The sequence below is a fragment of the Bradyrhizobium sp. CB82 genome, assembly GCF_029714405.1.
Classification (GTDB): domain Bacteria; phylum Pseudomonadota; class Alphaproteobacteria; order Rhizobiales; family Xanthobacteraceae; genus Bradyrhizobium.
Genome location: NZ_CP121650.1, coordinates 2,431,605 through 2,450,707, shown reverse-complemented (window position 1 = coordinate 2,450,707; position 19,103 = coordinate 2,431,605). Strand labels below are relative to the sequence as shown.

The 19,103-nt window shown below is 64.9% G+C and carries 19 protein-coding genes and 1 pseudogene; 10 read left to right on the top strand and 10 right to left on the bottom strand.

Annotated features, from left to right (window positions below):
• Nucleotides 1–166 precede the first annotated feature (166 nt).
• From QA640_RS11900 to QA640_RS11885, 4 genes are all read left to right on the top strand, one after another.
• Entirely contained in the window at nt 167–526 is a 360-nt protein-coding gene (locus QA640_RS11900; protein ID WP_283040813.1) for a DUF6665 family protein, read from the top strand.
• A gap of 226 nt (nt 527–752) precedes the next feature.
• The gene (locus tag QA640_RS11895; RefSeq protein ID WP_283040812.1) at nt 753–947 is read left to right on the top strand and encodes a lanthionine synthetase LanC family protein; all 195 of its coding nucleotides are present in this window, start codon (nt 753–755) and stop codon (nt 945–947) included.
• On the top strand, nt 904–1,050 hold the full coding sequence (locus QA640_RS11890) for a hypothetical protein (protein WP_283043151.1): 147 nt from the start codon (nt 904–906) through the stop codon (nt 1,048–1,050). Before QA640_RS11895 ends, QA640_RS11890 begins: the two co-directional genes overlap by 44 nt.
• Before the next feature lie 805 nt (nt 1,051–1,855).
• Nucleotides 1,856–2,050, top strand: coding sequence for a hypothetical protein (locus tag QA640_RS11885; RefSeq protein WP_283040811.1), 195 nt, complete (start codon nt 1,856–1,858; stop codon nt 2,048–2,050).
• Between the two features lie 28 nt (nt 2,051–2,078).
• On the opposite strand, the gene QA640_RS11880 is transcribed toward QA640_RS11885, so the two are convergent.
• The 3 genes from QA640_RS11880 to QA640_RS11870 form a co-directional block, all read right to left on the bottom strand.
• A complete protein-coding gene (locus tag QA640_RS11880; protein WP_283040810.1) occupies nt 2,079–3,299 on the bottom strand; it encodes an extensin family protein in 1,221 nt (406 codons plus the stop codon).
• Nucleotides 3,300–3,347: 48 nt separating this feature from the next.
• The gene (locus QA640_RS11875) at nt 3,348–3,668 is read right to left on the bottom strand and encodes a hypothetical protein (RefSeq protein WP_283040809.1); all 321 of its coding nucleotides are present in this window, start codon (nt 3,666–3,668) and stop codon (nt 3,348–3,350) included.
• A gap of 64 nt (nt 3,669–3,732) precedes the next feature.
• Nucleotides 3,733–3,870, bottom strand: a complete 138-nt coding sequence (locus QA640_RS11870) for a hypothetical protein (protein ID WP_283040808.1) — start codon at nt 3,868–3,870, stop codon at nt 3,733–3,735.
• A gap of 223 nt (nt 3,871–4,093) precedes the next feature.
• Between QA640_RS11870 and QA640_RS11865 the strand changes: the two genes are divergently transcribed.
• Entirely contained in the window at nt 4,094–4,864 is a 771-nt protein-coding gene (locus QA640_RS11865) for a DUF2147 domain-containing protein (RefSeq protein ID WP_283040807.1), read from the top strand.
• A 53-nt stretch (nt 4,865–4,917) separates the two neighbouring features.
• A pseudogene (locus QA640_RS11860) lies at nt 4,918–5,967 on the top strand (iron dicitrate transport regulator FecR); the annotation flags it as partial.
• Between the two features lie 195 nt (nt 5,968–6,162).
• Here the strand turns inward: QA640_RS11860 and QA640_RS11855 are convergent.
• Complete coding sequence (locus QA640_RS11855) at nt 6,163–6,726, bottom strand: NUDIX hydrolase (protein WP_283040806.1); 564 nt, start codon at nt 6,724–6,726, stop codon at nt 6,163–6,165.
• Between the two features lie 72 nt (nt 6,727–6,798).
• Nucleotides 6,799–7,662, bottom strand: coding sequence for an archaetidylserine decarboxylase (gene asd, locus QA640_RS11850; protein ID WP_283040805.1), 864 nt, complete (start codon nt 7,660–7,662; stop codon nt 6,799–6,801).
• A gap of 35 nt (nt 7,663–7,697) precedes the next feature.
• Between asd and QA640_RS11845 the strand changes: the two genes are divergently transcribed.
• Nucleotides 7,698–9,362, top strand: coding sequence for an aminotransferase class III-fold pyridoxal phosphate-dependent enzyme (locus QA640_RS11845; protein WP_283040804.1), 1,665 nt, complete (start codon nt 7,698–7,700; stop codon nt 9,360–9,362).
• Nucleotides 9,363–9,637: 275 nt separating this feature from the next.
• On the opposite strand, the gene QA640_RS11840 is transcribed toward QA640_RS11845, so the two are convergent.
• The 3 genes from QA640_RS11840 to QA640_RS11830 all read right to left on the bottom strand — a co-directional run bounded on the left by QA640_RS11840 (nt 9,638) and on the right by QA640_RS11830 (nt 12,316).
• A complete protein-coding gene (locus QA640_RS11840) occupies nt 9,638–10,297 on the bottom strand; it encodes a hypothetical protein (protein ID WP_283040803.1) in 660 nt (219 codons plus the stop codon).
• Nucleotides 10,298–10,539: 242 nt separating this feature from the next.
• Entirely contained in the window at nt 10,540–11,229 is a 690-nt protein-coding gene (locus tag QA640_RS11835; RefSeq protein WP_283040802.1) for a methyltransferase domain-containing protein, read from the bottom strand.
• Between the two features lie 34 nt (nt 11,230–11,263).
• Nucleotides 11,264–12,316 carry a glycosyltransferase family 1 protein gene (locus QA640_RS11830; RefSeq protein WP_283040801.1) on the bottom strand — a complete coding sequence of 351 codons (1,053 nt, stop codon included), beginning with the start codon at nt 12,314–12,316 and terminating at the stop codon, nt 11,264–11,266.
• Between the two features lie 264 nt (nt 12,317–12,580).
• On the opposite strand from QA640_RS11830, the gene QA640_RS11825 reads away from it, so the two are divergent.
• Nucleotides 12,581–13,300 carry a L,D-transpeptidase gene (locus tag QA640_RS11825; protein WP_283040800.1) on the top strand — a complete coding sequence of 240 codons (720 nt, stop codon included), beginning with the start codon at nt 12,581–12,583 and terminating at the stop codon, nt 13,298–13,300.
• Nucleotides 13,301–13,606: 306 nt separating this feature from the next.
• Here QA640_RS11825 and QA640_RS11820 read toward each other — a convergent pair whose 3' ends face one another.
• Both QA640_RS11820 and pcaB read right to left on the bottom strand, forming a co-directional pair.
• Entirely contained in the window at nt 13,607–14,938 is a 1,332-nt protein-coding gene (locus QA640_RS11820; protein ID WP_283035864.1) for an IS1182 family transposase, read from the bottom strand.
• A 612-nt stretch (nt 14,939–15,550) separates the two neighbouring features.
• Complete coding sequence (gene pcaB, locus QA640_RS11810) at nt 15,551–16,906, bottom strand: 3-carboxy-cis,cis-muconate cycloisomerase (protein WP_283040799.1); 1,356 nt, start codon at nt 16,904–16,906, stop codon at nt 15,551–15,553.
• A gap of 98 nt (nt 16,907–17,004) precedes the next feature.
• Between pcaB and QA640_RS11805 the strand changes: the two genes are divergently transcribed.
• Both QA640_RS11805 and QA640_RS11800 read left to right on the top strand, forming a co-directional pair.
• Nucleotides 17,005–17,370 (top strand): hypothetical protein, encoded by a 366-nt coding sequence (locus QA640_RS11805; protein ID WP_283040798.1) that lies wholly within the window; start codon nt 17,005–17,007, stop codon nt 17,368–17,370.
• Nucleotides 17,371–17,483: 113 nt separating this feature from the next.
• A complete protein-coding gene (locus QA640_RS11800; protein ID WP_283040797.1) occupies nt 17,484–19,052 on the top strand; it encodes a DUF4403 family protein in 1,569 nt (522 codons plus the stop codon).
• Nucleotides 19,053–19,103: the final 51 nt, after the last annotated feature.

Genomic DNA, 19,103 nt, shown 5'->3' with positions numbered 1-19,103 from the left:
CGCGCCGTAGCGCAGGGCATCTCCAACCACGTCATTGCGAGTTGAGCACCGGCCGAGGGCCGACCCGCCCTTGATGTAAAGCAATCCAGACTATCTCCGCGGAATGACGGAGCGGGTCAGAGCCGCCTCGTTGCACGTGTGGCCCCCGTGACGCTATACATAAGCCATGTCCCGCGATCTTCGCCTTCACCGCACACCGGTCGACGTTCTCAACTATGAGATCGTCCAGGAGCAGGCCTCTGCATTCGGACGAATGGGACGCGCGCTGGAACAAGCGCTCGCGAAGCTGCGCGACTTCGACACCACCCATCCGGCCTCGGACGCGCCAACATCAATTCGGCAAGCACGACGCGCCCTGGTGATGGAGGCCGGCCACGCGCTCTGGATGTTCGTGGTGCAGCGGGAAGCGTGCGGCGTGCGCGACAGCCGCCCCGTCATGCGCGACTACAACGTGCCGGGCGAGGTGCAGCGCTGCATGGGGCTGGTCCCACCGCCATCAACGCATGCCGCAAAACCCAGATCATGATCAGCCTCGGTCGCCATCGCGCGCTTGTGCGCGACTCCTGGAGCGAGTTGGCTGTCCGCAAGTCTGGCGGCGAATGCGTGGCGCTCCGAAGTAGGAACAACCTGGGGTGCGAAAAGCAAGCGCGAGACGCCGCCGACCTTGTGTCAGCACTGCCACGGCGCACCGGGCATGGTGACGACCCTTTGCTGACGCGCCGTTCGCGACCTCTGACTTTGACGAGCTTCTCTTGGATGGCGGCCGCTTCACCTGGGCCGCCGGACCGCTGACCAAGGGTTCAAACCTGTGCCACGGCACCGGCGGCAACGGCTACGCATTCCTCAAGCTTTACCGGCGCACAAACGATCCCGGTCTGGCTCGACCGCGCACGCCAATTCGCCATGACGGCCATTGTCCAATATCGCGGCGCCAAGGTCGTCGTTGACCGCGGACGCTATTCGCTTTGGACCGGCGACGTCGGCTTGGCGATATACCATTGGGACTGCGTCACCGGCGAGCCCCGTTTTCCGATGATCGACGCGTTCTGATCCGAGGTGTGCAGGCTCGTGGGGCTGTTGCCGAACTCATCGACCCGTCCGGATGGACGGGTGCCGCGCGCGTCCACCGCTTACCAGGCCCCGACCGCGATCAAGACGACAATGGTCAGGCACGAGGCGCAAGCGACCGCCACGGTATAGCATTCGGGCGTGTTCATTGTTGTCTCCCGAGCGGATTGAAAACAATCTTGATCTGCCCGCCTACCAAGCGCCAACGGCAATCAAGACGATAATGGTCAGCATAAAAATGCAGACGATCGTCGCAGGGACGGTAAGCCAATCGGGTGTCATCGTTGCCTCCCGAGCGGTTCTGTCCAAAGCTTAAATGGTCGGCTCGACGGAGACTATGAAGTAGCCGACACCCTGCAACTGAACTGCATTTTCAATCTGAGGACGCTCAGCATCACCTCATGCGCTGCTGGTTGATCGCGCGCACCGTGTGGTGCGAGCTTCAACGTGCCGCAAATTGATTCGGTGCATTTGCCGCATGTCGGATTGCATCCAATGACTCATGCAGTCGGAGATGAGTCATTTCGCGCTGTAGTTGGATTTTTCAGTCGCGCGGTGCTCTCCTGAGTTGTCCAACGAAGTCGTCCTGAAACAGAGAGCTGTTATCTTAGGGATCGTCGGCTCTGCTCCTTTGCACCGACAAATCAACTGATCGCTCCTTGGAGGTTTGGAATTGGCGCAGCCTGTGAACGCGCCATATCGGCGCAGCTGTCCAACGGGTCGGTCAACCGGTCAATTCGTGGTGGGAATATCTTCAGCCAGTGATAGTCAAACGACGGGGGTGATCATGCCCGCCATATTCGATCTGCTCTACCGCGAATATTGCCGCGCCCGCCTCGCTGAAATGCGCAAACAGCTCCTGATCGCCGGTGCGAGTGCTGAAGGTCCACAAGCGGATTGCGATGTCGCCGACGAGACTGATCCGGCTCATGTCGGCGGGACAGACACGCAGTACGAAATCGGTCGCGGCGCGCCAAACTGACGGAACCATCGTCCGCCCACCATGCCACCTACTCGTCCTCGAACTCGTCTTCCTCGTTGACTTTCGCGCGCTTGCTCTTGCGACCGAGCGAGCCGGTCACGTACGGGTCGCGGGAGTTGGCGTAAGGATTGCGCTGCTGCGCGCGAGCGGCGACCTCGTCGCCGGAGACCGCGGCCGGCTGGCAGATAAGGCGGCGGCTGGCGCGGCGCATCAAATCGACGTGGATATGATCGTAGTGATAGACGTTGGAGCCAGGCGCGAGCACCGTGGTGAAATGCGCACAGGCGCCTGACTGCACATCGCGCAGAAAACCCTGCTCCTCCGGCAGCCCGCGCCAGCCGTCCTTCACCGAGATGCGGCGGCCATCTGCGAGCGTGAAGGCGGCGATGTCGAGCGCATTGCCGAAGGCGTGCTCGGAAATATGGGCGTGCGGATTGCCGTTCATGCCGCGGCAGGAATAGGCGGAGATCTGCTTGATCTCGACCACGCGCTGGCCGAACCAGCGCATCGCCGAGGGTTGTACCGTGTCGGCGAACCAGCGGTCGAGCTCGGAGACGATCGGGCAGGCCAGCGTCGCGGTCGGCTTCACCGCGACCGGGCCCACGGAGCCGACGGAACTGCCCTGCGCAGGACCAAGCCGCGGCAAGGGCTGCTGCTCGGGGCGCTGTGAATAAGATGGCTGCGATTGCGAGGAGGAATTTGGCCTTGCTGGATAACTCGGCGCGTTCATGTAGCGCGCCGCTCCCGCCGCATCGGTGCCCTCTGGCGGCAGGTCGATCTCGTCCTCCTGCGGCGGTGCGACGCCGGGCGCGCTGAGCGAGATCGGGCCTGAGGCCGCGCCATAGCCGGACGGCTGGCTTTGGTGCTGCGGATAGCTCGAAGCGTTCGGATAGGCTTGGTTCGGATAGCTCTGGCCTTGCGGATAGCCCGGCTGGGTTCCCGGCCAGCGCGGCTGGTTGCCGATGCTCGCCGGCGGGCGCAGCTCCTCATCGGCAAAGCCAAAGCTGCTGGAGGCTTCGCCGATGGCGGCTACCTTCAGCGGAAATTCGGCGCCGCAGGCGCCGGGGCCTGAGATCGGATCGATGCGAACGATCTCGGCGCTCTCTTTCACCGCGCCGGATTTCAGGCAGGCGGCTTCAGCCTCGGCCCGCCACGGTTCGCGCTCGGCCTGGAAGAAGCCGCGTCCGCAACCCGCTAGCGAAACAAGGACGATGGAGCCGACGAGATACAAACGAACTCCGCGCGTCATGCACGCAGGTTCGGTGAATTTATTTAAGGACTCTTCAACGCGTTGATTTTACGTTTCTTTAACCATGCGGGCGACCCGCGGTGGCGGGCGCGGCGGCCGAGCGACAGCAAGGCTGACTTTTTCGCTGACAGATTCGCTGTTAACTTTGTCAGTTGCGCGCAAAGACGCGCAAACAGAGGGAGCAGCCCTATGACGTTCGTCGGCAGACTGAGCGTTGTTACCGCGTACCTCGCAATGGCTTTTGTCGGCGCTATCGTTCTTGGTGTGATCTAGTTTCCAGACATCGACGACGGCTGGCGGGACTCGCGCGATTTCGAGCGCGTGGGTCATGGCGCGCCGAGCCAGGCGCGGCGTGCTTTGAGACTTCATGGAGCATTCCGCCACACCGATGCGGCCCGGCCGGTGGATTCGTCGCGCGGCCTTGCCGTCAAGTTCAGTCGTAGTTCGAGCACTCCGATCCCGTGATGCCGCCGATCTTGAAATCGCGGCACATCATGCCGGGATTGTCGGGATCGGGATAAGCGTTCGTTCTTCCGACGAATGGTGTGGCCGAGGCGCCAGCCGACAGCATGCAGCGCATGCACTCCCGCGAGGTTCACCGTGCCGTTCTGCGGCTCGCCCAACTGCGCGTTCACCATCCATTTGCAATTCGTCGTGGCCGCCCCCCGACAGCGCCGACGCCTGTGACTTCCGTCACGGAAGCCACGGCGGAGCTGCGCGTAGGGTCGAACCACATTCGACGGACGACCGACCATCCGTCCACACCGTTTCCACGCTGCATTTGGGAGGCTGCCATGACCAGGCTTTCTGCCGCCGCTACCGCGCTCTTGCTCGCTTCGACTGCCGTTGCCCATGCCGGCAACGCGATCTCCTTCGAGATCGAAGGGCAGCGCATCCATATCCAGGCCCCGCGGAATTGCGCGTCGCTGGACTGCGTCACCATCGTGGCGCCCGGGCTGTCGAACAAGCCGATCAGGCTGAACAACGTCAACCTCAACGGTTTTGGCTCCAAGGACGATGACGACGTCACGCCGAGCACGACGACCACCGCGCCGCCGGCAAACGCTGCACAACAACCGGCGCCGCAGCCCCAGGTCCAGGCGACCACGCCTGCCGCGCCCGTCGTGACTGCGCCGTCCACGACAGTTGCCTCACCGACCACCACCGCGGCCATCGATGCCAACATCGCGCCACAGGTGGCGCCCGTTGCACCGCCGGCACCCGTTGCCGCACCGGTCGCGACCGCGCCGGCGCCTGTCGCGGCTGCGCCCGCCGCGGCTCCGACCACGCCGCTCGGCCTGTGGGCGACCGAGGAGAACAAGGGCAATGTGCGCGTCGAACAATGCGGCGCCAATCTCTGCGGCTATGCCGAGAAGACCAACGAGAAGATCCTGATCAACATGAGGCCCGATGGCGCCCAGTGGAGCGGCCGCATCCACGATCCCGACTCCGGGCGCAACTACGACTCCAGGATCGCGATGAAGGGCCCGAACCTGCTGCGCGTGCAGGGCTGCGCCTTCGGCGGCCTGTTCTGCGGCGGCCAGACCTGGAAGCGCGTGGGCTGACACGACGACGCGGTTACTCACCGCGCCCGCTGGCAAGCCTTCTTGTTCTTATGATCGACAACTACGTCTACGAGGACGGCAGCAAGCAGAACTCCGCGATCTTCGACGTCGGCAAGGGCACGGTTGTGTTCGTCGCCGCGGCGGTGGCCAAGACCGGCGACATGAAGATCACGACTCCGACAGCGACGCTCGGCATCCGCGGTACCACCGGCGTCATCGACGTGCCGGCAAATGCGACGGCGGCGGCCGCCGCCAACAACGTCAACATCAAGCTCTATCCCGACGCCGACGGCAGGGTCGGCCACATCGAGGTCAACGACCGCACCAGCGGCGCGCGGCTCGGCGCGCTGACGCAAGGCGCAAGCGGCTTTGCGATCCGACCCGGCACCGGCGGGGCGCGCTTTGCCGCGGTGCCGATCACGATCGCGCCGCAGCAGATCGCGCGCGACCGCGTCTTCGTGAGCCAGGTGCATCAGGCGCAGACCACCGGCCGGCAGATCGTCACCGAGCAGCGCGAATTCCGCAGGGCCAATCCGACCGCGCCCCCGCGCATTCCGCGGCCGGTCCAGCCGGCTCAACCGCAGCAGCAACAGCCGCGGCCGAATGGTCAGCCCGGCCAACAGCCGCAGCGGCCGAATGGTCAGCCCGGACAGAACAATCGTCCGGGGCAGCAGCAGCAACCAGGTGCGCCGAACCGCCCAGGCACGCAGCAACCAGGCACGCAGCAACCAGGCACGCAGCAACCGCAGCGCCAAGGACAAGGCGGCACCGTGCAGCCGGGCACGCCGCGCCCCGGGCAAGGCCAGCAACAGGGCGCGCCGCGCGCCGGACAGACATCGCCCGGCGGCGCGACTCATCCGCCAGCACCGCGCAGCGGACAGGCTCCGTCGTCGCAGCCAGGCACGATGCCACAGCAAGGCGCAACGCCCGCGCCGCAGTCACCACGCCGCGGCCAGCAGAGTCAACCCACCCCGCCCGCCGTCCAGCCACAGCAAGGCGGTTTGCAGCGGCAACCCGGACTGCAGCAGCTGCTGCCGGGCGCGACGCGACCCGCTCCGCGCAAGCCAGTGCCTGCTCCGAAGGAGAAAAAGGAGCGGAGGTAGAGTGAGGTGCCGCTGCAAGGGGCGCTGCACTCCCTCGCCCCGTTATTGCGGGGCCGCGACGAGCTTCGCTCGCGCTGAGAGGGCTGGGGTAAGGGCTGCTTCATGAGAGACAGTCTCGCGGAGACTCCCCTCGCCCGGATTGCATCTTCAATGCAATCCAACCTCTCCCCGCAAGCGGGGCGAGGTGAGGAGAGCTCACGCCTCGCCGCGGAGCCAGGCTTTCACTTTCTGCAGCAGGCCGTGGCGCAGCTCCTCGACCGAGGCCGCCTCCGCAGGCGTCAGCGTCTGCATCGCGGCGTCGACGTCGTCCATGGCAAGGGGCGGCATGGCTTCCACTCCAGTCGGCTCGACGCCGGCGGCGGCGAGAGCGATCGGGCCGACCTGCATCAGGAACGCGCGCTCATATTCGCGCGACAGCCGCGCGACCGCATCCTCGAGCGGCAGCCAGTCGACCGCCTTGATGTCGTTCATCAGCTTGCGGACCGGGTCGCCGTCCGCTTCCATGCGCCAGAAATGCACGACCTTGGAACGGCCGCCGGATGGATAGGCGAGCGTGCCCAGAAATTCGTGGATGGCGACGTCGTGGCCGGTCTCCTCCAGCACCTCGCGATGCGCGGCCTCCCGCGGCGTCTCGCCATCGTCGAGCTTGCCCTTGGGCAGCACCCATTCATTGCGCTTGCGCTGGCGCACCACGGCGATCAGCGGCGCGTCACGCCGCAGCACAATTCCCCCTGCCGCCAGAACCGGCGCCCGCGCCATAACTCGTTACCCGCCGTGTCGAAAGAATCGTCCCCGCGGACGATATAGGTCGCCGACACGGCGGAATGAAGACTACTTCCGGCGCAATAGCGCCTGCCCCGCGCGGATGCGCGCGCCCTCGGCGATCCCGTCGCAGAACGCGAAATCGCCGGGCGCGAGGATGATGATGGTCGAGCCGTGTTCGAACCAGCCGAGCTCCTCGCCTTTCGTCACGTTGACGTCGCAGGGGAAGTTGACCGGCCCCCTGGTCTGCGCATTCAGCACCATGTCGAGGAAGTGCAGCCGGATGCTCGCAACCAGGATGGCCGCCACCGGCACCAGCGTCACCGCCTCGCCGGTCGACAAATGCGTACGGATCACCGCGCGCTCGTTCTTGCAGAACAGGCGCTCGACCCGCTTCAGCGCGATCGGGTTGACGTTCCAGACGTCGCCATGGATCAGTGTGACGCGTTCGACATGCGCGTCATAAGGCGCATGGAAGCGGTGATACATGCTCGAGGTCAGCCGCAGCGTGACGAAAGAGCCGTTGCGATGCTGCTCGACCAGCGCGGGATCGCCGAGGAGATCGAGCAGCGAATAGGGCGCGCCCTTGACCTGGAACAGCTCGGTGTCGGCGATCTTGCCGTGCGCACCGACGATGCCGTCCGAGGGACTGGCGACGATCGCGGGATCCGGATCGTAAGGTCGCAGGCCCGGCTTGAGCTCCCGCGTGAAGCAGTCGTGCAGGCTCCTGAAATGGGTCTTGCGCGCCTCCGACAGATCGAGGTCGGAGAACAGCTTCCACAGCGCGATCGAGCCGTCCCGCACCAGCGGGTTCTCGATCTTGGAGAACCAGCCCATGAAGCGAGTCAGTGCCGCGCGGGGGATGCGGTTTGTCAGCAGGAAATTGAGGTCTTCCTGCTGGGTGAAAGAGGCGATGAGGGCTTTGACTGTCATGAATCTGTCAGCAGGTCCGGTTAGCGCTTGTTGTCATGGAAACGACACTCCCGATTCTCTCATTGTCCGTGGCCGCCGCAGCGTCCGCTGCCGCCGCCTTCCCGAAGCTGAAGGCGCGGATCGAGCTGTCCCGCGCAAAGCACCGCTCGCTCTCCGGGCACTCCAAGATGTCGCGCCGGGTGGCGCGGCTGATCCCGTTCTACGAGTTCGAGGGCGACGACTATTTCGCCTGTGACGGCGCGCCCGCCAACGTCGCGGCGCAGCGTCATGACGGCTTCTTCCGTCTCGCTGACCTCTACGCCCAGCGCTACGCCAAGGGGCGCGCGCTGACCAAGGAGGCGGCAGAGAGAATCTCCGACCTGCAATTCACCGAAAGCTACCGGGTGCCGTTCCAGTTCTCGCGCCTGGTGCGCGAGAACCTGGGCACCTCGAGCTTCATGCAGTCGTCCAGTGGCGTCACCGTCACCGATCTCGACGGCAACGTCTCCTACGACCTCACGGGATCCTACGGCGTCAACATCTTTGGCAACGACTTCTACAAGGAGTGCATCGGGGAAGGCGAAAAGCGCGCCCATGCGCTCGGTCCTGTGCTTGGTCCCTACCATCCCGTGATCGCCGAGAACGTGGCGCGGCTCTGCCGGATCTCGGGCCTCGACGAAGTCTCCTTCCACATGTCCGGCACCGAAGCCGTGATGCAGGCGGTGCGCCTCGCGCGCTACCACACCAAGCGTACGCATCTGGTGCGGTTCGCCGGCGCCTATCACGGCTGGTGGGGCGACGTGCAGCCCGGCGTCGGCAACCCGACTGCCGCGCACGAGACCTACACGCTCGCCGAGATGTCGGAGAAGACGCTGCACGTGCTGCGCACGCGACGCGACATCGCCTGCGTGCTGGTCAATCCGCTCCAGGCGCTGCATCCGAACGCGAACGCGCCGGGCGATTCCTCGCTGGTCGATAGCTCGCGCGGCGGCAATTTCGACCGCGACGCTTACACCGACTGGCTGAAGAAGCTGCGCGAGGTCTGCACCGAACGCGGCATCGTCCTGATCTTCGACGAGGTCTTCGTCGGCTTCCGTCTCGCCGCCGGCGGCGCCCAGGAATATTTTGGCGTCCGCGCCGACATGGTGACCTACGGCAAGAGCCTCGCCGGCGGCCTCCCCGTCGGCGTGGTCTGCGGCCGCAAGGACCTGATGCGCCGCTTCCGCGACGATCGTCCCGCCGACGTCTGCTTCGCCCGCGGCACCTTCAACTCGCATCCCTACGTCATGACGGCGATGGACGAGTTCCTGAGCCGGCTGTCGAGCCCCAACTTCCGTGCAATCTATGACGGGTTGGATGCGACCTGGAACGGCCGCGCGCAAAAGCTCAACCAGATGCTGACCGATGCCGATCTGCCGGTGCGGGTTGCCAACCTGTCCTCGATCTGGACGGTGACGTACACACAGCCGTCGCGCTACAATTGGATGCTGCAATACTACCTGCGCGCCGAGGGCCTCGCCTTGAGCTGGGTCGGCACCGGACGGCTGATCTTCAGCCTCAATTACACCGATGCCGATTTCACCGAGGTCGCCGAACGCTTCGTCCACGCCGCGGAGAAGATGAAGGCCGACGGCTTCTGGTGGCACGATGCCGGCCTCACCAACAAGCGCATCAAGCGGCGGATCCTGAAAGAGATGCTGGCCAGGCGCTTCGGGCGCTGAGGCTTCACCTTCCATCATAATCCTCCCGGGACGCGGCCTCTCCTCCCCCTCTCCCCGCTTGCGGGGAGAGGGTTGGGGTGAGGGGGAGTCTCCACGGGGACGGTAGGAGAGAGACCCGCGGAGACTCCCCCTCACCCGGATCGCATCTGCGATGCGATCCGGCCTCTCCCCGCACGCGGGGAGAGGCAAAGAAGCACTCAACACGTGGATGCCCGGGACGAGCCCGGGCATGACGTAACCTTTGGACATCGGAGTATTGGGCGAGAGCTGCGCGCTCAGGCGTGCTGCTCTTCGAGCGTGTGCTCGGGGATGAAGCCCAGCGTGTGCTCGGGAATCAGATGCAAGCCCGGGTCCATCAGCTCGCCGCGCATGAGCGCGAGCGGCGCCTTGCGGTAGAGCATCAGGTCGTGGAACGGGTCTGTCAGGATCTTGGTCATCCAGACGAGGCCGGTCTCGATGTCGCGGATGAAGAACAGGTGCACGGTGCGGAACAACAAGCCACCGGCGCCGACCGCGAGCCAGATCTTTGCGACCTGCCGCATGAAATCGGTTGCGCTCGCGAACGGCTTGAACAGGCCGAACAGCGTCGGATCGAGGACCAGCACCAGCGGCGACAGCGCCCAGATCGTCATCAGCACGACCTTGCGCTGAAGGTTGTAGCCGACCTTGATCTCTTCCTTGTGCTCGTGGGTCGCCTGGTTGATGTGGTCGTAGCCCTTCGGCTCGAAGAAGAAGTGACCGGCCTGGCGCGAGGTCATCGAGACCAGCCAGCCGACCAGTCCCGAGACCACGGGGTCGATGAACAGCCAGACATAGGCGAGCAGGAAGCTCAGCGCGCTGACGAAGTGCAGGCTCTGATTGATGCGGCTGTGGTGATAGTAGCGGTGGTCGTCCCAGCGCTGGATGCGCAGCTGCTCAAGAAACTCTTTGATCATTCTTTCCCCCAAGAGGCTTCGGGTCAGGAGATACAGGGATTCGATGTAGGGCGTGTGACATCATCAATTTGTCATATGACGATGTGCGCGACGCGGTGACGCACGGTTACTCTATCCCCTCACCCCGAGGAGCTTGCGAAGCAAGCGTCTCGAGGGGCGAGGCCCGCCTGGCGACAGCCGGGCCTCAATGGTTCGAGACGGCGCTGACGCGCCTCCTCACCATGAGGGGCAACAACACACATTCAGGCCGCCTTGGCGACCTGAACTTTACGGAAGCGGACCAGCGAGAAATGGCCGAGCGGCGGAATCAGGCGGCGCTCGGCGAGCTCCATGCCATGCGCACTCGCGAGCCACTTGGCGTAGCGCGACCAGGCGAACTCGGCGGTGCGGAAGCCGAGGTGACGTACCACCGGCTGGAGCTTCTGCTCGATGAAGCGGCGCATACCGTCGTCCGCACTGACGCGGGTCAGGATGATCAATTCGCCGCCGGGACGCAGCACGCGCGCGAACTCGTCCAGCGCGACTTCCGGATTGGGCACGGCGGTGACGACATATTGCGCCATCACGACGTCGAAGGAATCGTCGGGAAATTCGAGCTTCTCGGCGTCCATCACCGCGAGGCCCTCGACGTTCTTCAACTTGAGCTCGCTGACGCGGCGGCGCGCCTTGTCGAGCATCGCCTCCGAAATGTCGGTGCCGAAGATACGCACGTTCGGCGCATACATCGGCAGCGAGATGCCGGTACCGACGCCGACCTCGAGCACGCGGCCGCCGAGCTTGTTGGTCGCTGATATCGCGGCCTGCCGGCCCTTGGCGAACACGCCGCCGAACACGAGGTCATAGACCGGCGCCCACCGGTCATAGGCCTGCTCGACCGTGCCGCGGTCGAGGTCGAGCTGCTGCGACTCTTCAAACTTCATGATCTTGGCCATTAGCAAAGTCCCGTTTGGTTCAGAATGTTCATGGTCAGCCGCGCACCGGCCGCCGCGCCATGACGGGCGTCGGACGCAGGATGCGGCTGGGCTGGAGTGAGGTGAGGTTTCCGACGAACTGACGCGCGCTGTTTTCCCAGGAGCGCGCCAGAGCGAAGTTGCGGCAGGTCTCGCGCGACATGGAGAGCGCGCGCAGGCACGCGGCGCGCAAATCGTCGTCGATCGCGCCGATCGGATGGTCGGCGATGACGTCCTTCGGACCCGTCACCGGAAACGCAGCGACTGGCGTGCCACAGGCCAGCGCCTCGAGTTGCACCACGCCAAAGGTGTCGGTGAGGCTCGGGAACACGAAGACGTCGGCGGCCGCGAGATGCGAGGTGAGGTCGGCGCCCTTTTTCTCGCCGAGGAAGACCGCATCGGGATATTTGCGCATCAGCTGCGGCTTCTGCGGCCCATCGCCGACCACGACCTTCGTGCCGGGCAGATCGAGCGAGAGGAACGCGTCGAGATTCTTCTCCACGGCCACGCGGCCCATCGCCATGAAGATCGGCCGCGGCAGGTCGAGCTTGGCAGGATCGTCGGGATGAAACAGCGTGGTGTCGACGCCGCGGGTCCAGAAGCCGAGCCGCTTGAAGCCGCGCTCGGAGAGCTCCTGTCGCAGCGACGGCGTCGCCACCATCGTCATGGCGGCGGCATCGTGGAAGTGCCGCAGCACGGCGTAGCCGACGCTCGCCGGAATGCCTGATCGCACCGAGACATATTCCGGAAAGCGCGTGGTGTAGGAGGTGGTGAAGGCGAGCCCGCGACGGCGGCAGTAGGCGCGCGCCGCCCAGCCGATCGGACCTTCTGTCGCGATGTGCAGCGCTTCCGGAGCCGCCGCTTCGATCCGCCGGGCGATCTCGCGTCCGCTTGGCAGCGCGATGCGCAGGCCCGGGTAGGTCGGCAGCGGCAACGATGGAAAGCCGTCCGGCGTCAGGAATTCGACCTCGACGTCGAGCGCCTTGGCGGCGGCGGCAAGCGAGGTCAGCGTCCGCACCACACCGTTAACCTGCGGATGCCAGGCGTCAGTCGCAATTAATACCCGCATGGGAAAATCCCGAGAGTTTGATGATTCTCGGCTTTCGACCATCAACCATGGATATTTCAGGCGTGTGACGTCACAGAACTGTCGACAGAGTGTTTTGTTCGCCTTGAGGCTCGTGGAAGCCACGAAACTGTCATGAAACAATCCTTGCCGCGACGAAACCGTTTTGGCTCGCCCGCGCAAACGTCTCGAAACTTTTCGCCGTTACGAGTTTAGGCAACGGAGCACCGGTAGCGGTCAAAAACACCGATCAAACAGGGGCGATAAATGTTCAATCTGGACACGTTCAGGACGTATTCGCGCGCCGTTGGCTGCGGCGCAGTTGCGATCGCCGCGATCGCATTTGCCGGTCCGGCGCATGCCGCGCCCGTGCAGCTCTTCCCCTTCTTTGCGCCGCCGCCCGGCTTCGTCGCGCCGCAGCCCCTGCAACCCTATCAGCCCTACCAGCCGGCGCCGTCCTACCAGACCGCACCGTCGGAGGATCAGGACAGCGTCGAGATGCCCGCCCGCTTCCGGCGCCAGGTCGTCGCTTACGCGACGCGCGAGGCGCCGGGGACCATCATCATCGATACGCCGAACACGTATCTCTACTATGTGCTCGGTAACGGCCAGGCCGTGCGCTACGGCATCGGCGTCGGCCGCGACGGCTTCACCTGGTCCGGTGTCCAATCGGTGAGCAAGAAGGCCGAGTGGCCGGACTGGACCCCGCCGCCGGAGATGATTGCCCGCCAGCCGTACCTGCCGCGCCACATGGCCGGCGGCCCCGGCAACCCGTTAGGGGCCCGCGCCATGTATCTTGGCGGCACCGTCTACCGCATCCACGGCACCAACGCCCCCGAGACGATCGGTAAGCACGTCTCCTCCGGCTGCATCCGCCTGACCAATGAGGACGTCACCGACCTCTACTCCCGCGTCAACGTCGGCACCAAGGTCGTCGTGCTTCCGATGACCGACCGCCGTGCCGACCTCGGCAGCGCAACGCGGTAAGCAACGCGACATTGTAACGCAAACGGCCCAGCAACCCACCGGGGCCGTTCCCGCTTAGCGCCGGAGAATATGGCCATCCTTCGAGACGCCCGCCTTCGGCGGGCTCCTCAGGATGAGGGCGAAATCCGGGGCCGCAGAGCACACGCAGTGCTTGTACAAGTGCACAGATGCTAGTTAGCCTCATCCTGAGAGCTTGCCAATCTTTCTCGTTTTGCGTGGTCATCGAAGGATGTGGCAGTTCCTCGTCGTGGCAACGCGTGGGCTGGGCGGCTGTGGCGAGGTTGGGGGATGTCGATGAACGCTCCTCTATGCGCTAGCGAGGCGGTTGCCTTGCAGGATGTTGTTGGCGAGGGCGTACCAGAGCACGACGGCGCGGACCTTTTCGAGGCCGCGCACGGTCAATTGGCGCAGGTCCCAGTTGCGCCAGCGGGCATGTATGCACTCGCAAATCGACCGGGGCTTGTATCGGGCCTTGCCCTCTTCGCTCGCCATGCGCGCACGCCAGGCCAACACCCCCGGGCCGTCGCCGCGTCGCGGTAGATGGGGATCGGTGCCGTGCTTGGATTGAGTGGGCGGGCAAAAGATATCGATGCCCTCGGCGTGCGCCCACTCGATGTCCTCGGCACTGCCAAAGCCGCCATCGACGAGATGGTCCTTGGGCAACCCGCCAGGACGCGCGCGCTGCCGCTCCAGCATGGGCCGCATCAGGCCGCGGTCGGACCCGGTGTTGCAGACCTTGATGTCAACGACGATCGGCTGGCCGGCGGCACTCGTCACCTGCACGTTGTAGGCGGGGCGGAAGCCGCCGTCGGCCATCTTCATGACCCGTGCGTCGGCGTCCGTCGTGGAGGCCCGCGGCTCTTTCGGCTTCTTGCCGTTGCCGCGCTTTTCTTCGCGCTCCTTGCGCTGCTGCTTGATTTCGGCGAGCGCCGTCTGCGCCGCTTTGACGCGCGCTCTGCGCTCACGCGCGGCGCGCTCCTTGGCGGCCTTCATGCGCTGATTGCTAGCATCCGAACGAGCGTCAACCTCGCGTTTGAGGTCTTCCACCACCGCCTCAGCCAAGGCCAGGTGCCGATCGAGCGTCGCCTCCCGCCGGAACGAAGCGGCCCCGGCGCTGGCCCGGACCCGAACACCGTCCTGCGCCAGCGTTTCCAGATTGACGAGGCCGACCTTCGCCAGCACCGCCAAATGCTCGCAAAGCAGCCGGTCGAGCAGGTCGGCGCAACCGACCCGGAAGTCCGCCAGCGTGTGATGGTTCACCGACACCCCGCCACACAGCCAACGATAGGCGTCATGGCTCTCGCAAAGCCGCTCCAACGCGCGCGCGCTGCCGACGCCCTCGCTGGTGGCATAGAGCCACAGCGCCAGCAAAAGCCGCGGCGATGTCGCGGGGTGACCGGGCCGATCGCCCCGCGCTTTGATCCGGTTCTCCAGCTCACTCAGGTCGAGTTCCTCGACATAGGACCAGATCAGGCGCACCGGATGGTCTTCCCCGATCAGGCTCTCGATATCCACTGCTCGCAACTCGATTTGATCGCGTTGGGGCTCACGAAGTCGCGGCGCTGCGAGCGGCGCCGCACCGGCTTGCGGCTTTGCCTGCTCCGGCAGATCCCCAAACAATTCATCAGCGGCCATCATCCCTCCTGCGAATCCATCACCGCAAGAGAATCACACAGCACCAGCTTTCGGCTATACCGCTTGCGAGCAGTCAAAAAGATTCACAGCCTCTGAGGAGACCGCGAAGCGGTCGTCTCGAAGGATGGGGCGGGCACGATGACAGAGGGTGCGTATCTCTACATTCTCAAATGTGCCGATGGTAGCTACTACATTGGAACGACGCGAACCGAGCTTGAGCTCAGGATCCGCGCAACACAATGCCGGCACGTTCGGCGGATACACGTCCTCGCGCAGGCCCGTGACGCTCGTCTTCTAGCAGTGGTTCGATCGGATAACCGACGCGATCGAATGCGAACGGAAGCTCAAAAAATGGAGCCGAGCCAAGAAGGAAGCATTCATGCGCGGTGATCTTGCCGAGCTCCAAGAGCTGGCGGAGCGCCAGTCCCCCATCCTTCGAGACGTTCGCCTTCGGCGAGCTCCTCAGGATGAGGACGGAATCCGCGGGTCACCCTGCCTTAAAGCATGATCCGGAAAAGTGCGAAGCGGCCTTCCCTCGCGACAAACGCGGAACGCGTTTGCGCGGAGATCATGCGCAAACAACAACCTAAAGCGCGATGACGATTCATCCTGATCTCATCGCGCTTTAGGCGAAAGGCCGAGCACGCGGTCGACCATCTGGCCGGATAGGCCGAGATAGTTCGCAGGGTCGCAGTGCCGCCGGATGGCATCGACGCCGCCGAGCGCGGCCACGATCGCGGGAACGCCGGACAGGATGTCGGCGAGATCGCCGCCGCCTTCGATCGCCTTGCGGCAGGCATCGTAGACGACGTCATGCGCGTGTTGCCGGCCGAGTTCTGGCGCCGCGGCCATCATCACGGCTTCGGCGACGATGAGGCCGTGCGTCAGGCCGAGATTTTCGCGCATGCGGTCTTCATGCACGACGAGGCCAGCCAGCATGAATTTCGCGTTGGCAAGCGAGGACGCCGTGAGCAGAAAACTCTCCGGCAGCGATACCCATTCGAGATGCCAGGGACCTGTCGCGCGCTCGAAATCGTGGATCATGCCGTCGAGCATGGTCGCGACGTGCTGCCGAACGGCCTTGGCGGCGGCGAGCATCAGCTCGCTGGAGATCGGGTTGCGCTTCTGCGGCATGGTGGAGGAAGCGCCGCGGCCATGCACGAAAGGCTCGGAGAGCTCGCCGAACTCGGTCGCACACATCAACATCACGTCGGTGGCGATCTTGCCGAGCGTCCCGGTGATGAGACCGAGCAGCGTCACCGCTTCAGCGATGCCGTCGCGCGCCACGTGCCAGGTGATGGGCGGCTGGTTGAGGCCCAGCTCTTCACAAAAGAGACGCTGCATCTCGAGGCCGCCATCGCCAACCGAGGCAAGCGTGCCAGCAGCGCCCGAGAACTCGCCGAGCAGGATGCGCGGCCGCGCCTGGTCGACGCGCTCGATGTGGCGGTCGATCGAGGACAGCCAGATCGCGGCCTTGTAGCCGAAGGTCACCGGCAGGGCCTGCTGGAGATGGGTGCGGCCAGCCATCGGCGTATCGCGATGCTTGCGCGCGAGGTCGGCGAGGATCGTGCGCAGCTCGTTCAGGTCGCGCGCAACGATGTCGAGCGCCGCGCGGATCTGGAGCACGTTGGCGGTGTCCATGATGTCCTGGGTGGTCGCGCCCCAATGGACGTAACGTCCGGCATCGCCGGCGGCCTCGGAGAGCTGATGGACCAGCGGCAGGATCGGATAGCCGACGATCTCGGTCTCGTGGCGGAGCTTGTCGAAGTCGAGCTTGATGCCGCGGGAGGCGGCATCGATCGCAGCCGCGGCCTCCTTCGGCACGACGCCGGCGCGGCCTTGCGCGCGGGCGAGCGCAGCCTCGGTTTCCAGATAGCGACCGACCAGAGCCTCGTCCGAAAACACCGCGCGCATCTCCGCGGTGCCAAACATGTCGCGGAACAGGGCCGAATCGAAGACGGTGCTCGCCATGGCGTTTCCCTTGATGTGTTCGTACGTCGATCCATGTACGAACAAACGTTGCCTTGGTGCAACCTGTATGGTCAGCTCGCCCGGCGAAGGACGTCAACATGAAAAAGACTGTTCTTGGATATCGCGATCGCAGCTCCGAGCTTCAGGGCACTCTCGTCGCCGATGACTCCGCCGCCAGCCACCGCCCTGGCGTGGTGCTGTTCCCGGACGCGCGCGGCATTGGCACCCATGCGGTTGCGCGTGCAGGTGAAGACGCCCTCATCCGCATCGATCGCGATGGACGCGAGCGGCAGCGCATCAACGTTCCCGGACGCCGCGGCATTGCATGCGCGCTCGGCGACGCTGGCCGCAGAACGCTGTTCTGCATCAGCGCGGCGACATCGCCGGAGGAGCTGAGACAAGGGAAATCGTCGGCGCGGATCGATGTCGTCGAGGTGGAGACGCCCGGCTCGGGTTATCCTTGATCCATCACATATCCGCGCGCGGCGCGCCGCCCCAATTCCACCCCATCGCTGCGCTCTAGCGCACCCCTCACCTGCCCTATAGACTCTCCGATCGGGGCCGGTTCGGGGGATCGATGCGTCTGACGTTGAACTTGAAGACTATCCTGATCGCGATCGCGGTGATCGCGGTGTCGTTTTTCGTGAGCCTGAAGGCCATGGACTGGCTGTCGCCGCGCGGCGCAGAGACCGCGCCCGCAGTCGCGCAGTTGCCGCCGCTGCCACCGGTCTCGAAAAGCTCGATCGTGGTGGCGCCGGTTGCGATCGCGCTGTCCGCGATCCGCGAAGCCGCCGACAAGAGCACGGTGCGCAATCTCACCGGCAAGGCCGACAATCCGATCTCGCAGATCCTGCAGAACGGCGAGATCGGCTGGACCGCCTCGCGCGGGCCGATTGCCGCGAGCGGCGACAAGGACGTGCTGACGCTGTCGACACCTCTCACCGGCAAGCTCAACGTCACGGGATCGCTGTCCTCGAAAGCGACCGGCGCGCTCGGCGAGGCGCTCGGTAGCGTGCTCGGCAACAACGCCGCCAAGCAGATCGGCGCCGTCAACATCAAGAACCTGAATGCCAGCGCCGAGATCAATGGCAACGTGGTCGTCACCTCGCGCCCGAAGCTCGCCGCCAACTGGCACCTCGAGCCCAATCTCGGCGCGCAGGTCAATCTCGGCGACACCAACCTCTCGATCGCCGGCGCCAAGGTCAACGTGCCGGCGCAGGTCAAACCGCTGATCGACAAGACCGTCGGCGATCAGCTCAATGTGGTCGCTGAACGCATCCGCAACGATCCGAGCCTGCGCGAGAATGCGAAAGCGCAGTGGATCAAGGCCTGCCGCTCGATGTCGCTGCAAGGTTCGGGATCTTCGGCCGCATTGCCGCCGCTCTGGCTGGAGATGAAGCCGATCCGCGCGATCGCGGCACAGCCGCGCGTCGATGCGCAGGCCGTGACGCTGCTGCTCGGCATCGAGGCCGAGACCCGCGTCACCACGACCCAGACCAAGCCCGAATGCCCGTTCCCCGACAAGATCTCGATCGTGCCGCCGACCGGCACGGGCGTGAACATCGGCGTGCCCATCGACGTGCCCTTCACCGAGATCAACAAGCTCATCGAAGCCCAAATGGTCGGCCATACCTATCCGGAAGACGGCTCGGGTCCGGTCGACGTCACCGTCAGAAACGTCAACGTGATCCCCTCAGGCGATCGGCTGCTGATCTCGCTCCTGGTGCGCGCCAAGGAGAAGAAGAGCTGGTTCGGCCTCGGCGCCGAAGCAACCGTGCACATCTGGGGGCGGCCGATGCTCGACCAGGCGCAGCAGACGCTGCGGCTCGCCGACATCCAACTCGCGGTGGAATCCGAGGCCGCGTTCGGGCTGCTCGGGGCCGCGGCGCGCGCGGTGGTGCCGCAGCTCCAGCAGGCGCTGATGCAGAAGGCGACGCTCGACCTGAAGCCGATCGCCGCCAATGCGCGCGACAAGATCGCGGCCGCGATCGCCGACTATCAGAAGACCGAGGATGGCCTGCGCGTCGAGGCCAACATCGACAGCCTGACGCTCTCCGACATCGCCTTCGATTCCAAGACGCTCCGCATCATCGCAGAAGCCGGCGGCTCGCTGAACGTATTTGTGACGAAGCTGCAGGGGATGTAGATCGAGGAACTTGGAACCAGGTCAAGGAACGCTTTCGTTGCTTCGCGCTTT

Coding starts and splice junctions, on each gene's coding strand:
- asd (WP_283040805.1), bottom strand. CDS start 7,662: ATGACAGTCAAAGCCCTCATCGCCTCTTTCACCCAGCAGGAAGACCTC.
- QA640_RS11800 (WP_283040797.1), top strand. CDS start 17,484: ATGCGTCTGACGTTGAACTTGAAGACTATCCTGATCGCGATCGCGGTG.
- QA640_RS11880 (WP_283040810.1), bottom strand. CDS start 3,299: ATGACGCGCGGAGTTCGTTTGTATCTCGTCGGCTCCATCGTCCTTGTT.
- QA640_RS11840 (WP_283040803.1), bottom strand. CDS start 10,297: ATGATCAAAGAGTTTCTTGAGCAGCTGCGCATCCAGCGCTGGGACGAC.
- QA640_RS11855 (WP_283040806.1), bottom strand. CDS start 6,726: ATGGCGCGGGCGCCGGTTCTGGCGGCAGGGGGAATTGTGCTGCGGCGT.
- QA640_RS11805 (WP_283040798.1), top strand. CDS start 17,005: ATGAAAAAGACTGTTCTTGGATATCGCGATCGCAGCTCCGAGCTTCAG.
- QA640_RS11900 (WP_283040813.1), top strand. CDS start 167: ATGTCCCGCGATCTTCGCCTTCACCGCACACCGGTCGACGTTCTCAAC.
- QA640_RS11870 (WP_283040808.1), bottom strand. CDS start 3,870: ATGCTGTCGGCTGGCGCCTCGGCCACACCATTCGTCGGAAGAACGAAC.
- QA640_RS11835 (WP_283040802.1), bottom strand. CDS start 11,229: ATGGCCAAGATCATGAAGTTTGAAGAGTCGCAGCAGCTCGACCTCGAC.
- pcaB (WP_283040799.1), bottom strand. CDS start 16,906: ATGGCGAGCACCGTCTTCGATTCGGCCCTGTTCCGCGACATGTTTGGC.
- QA640_RS11875 (WP_283040809.1), bottom strand. CDS start 3,668: ATGAAGTCTCAAAGCACGCCGCGCCTGGCTCGGCGCGCCATGACCCAC.
- QA640_RS11820 (WP_283035864.1), bottom strand. CDS start 14,938: ATGATGGCCGCTGATGAATTGTTTGGGGATCTGCCGGAGCAGGCAAAG.
- QA640_RS11865 (WP_283040807.1), top strand. CDS start 4,094: ATGACCAGGCTTTCTGCCGCCGCTACCGCGCTCTTGCTCGCTTCGACT.
- QA640_RS11885 (WP_283040811.1), top strand. CDS start 1,856: ATGCCCGCCATATTCGATCTGCTCTACCGCGAATATTGCCGCGCCCGC.
- QA640_RS11825 (WP_283040800.1), top strand. CDS start 12,581: ATGTTCAATCTGGACACGTTCAGGACGTATTCGCGCGCCGTTGGCTGC.
- QA640_RS11890 (WP_283043151.1), top strand. CDS start 904: ATGACGGCCATTGTCCAATATCGCGGCGCCAAGGTCGTCGTTGACCGC.
- QA640_RS11830 (WP_283040801.1), bottom strand. CDS start 12,316: ATGCGGGTATTAATTGCGACTGACGCCTGGCATCCGCAGGTTAACGGT.
- QA640_RS11845 (WP_283040804.1), top strand. CDS start 7,698: ATGGAAACGACACTCCCGATTCTCTCATTGTCCGTGGCCGCCGCAGCG.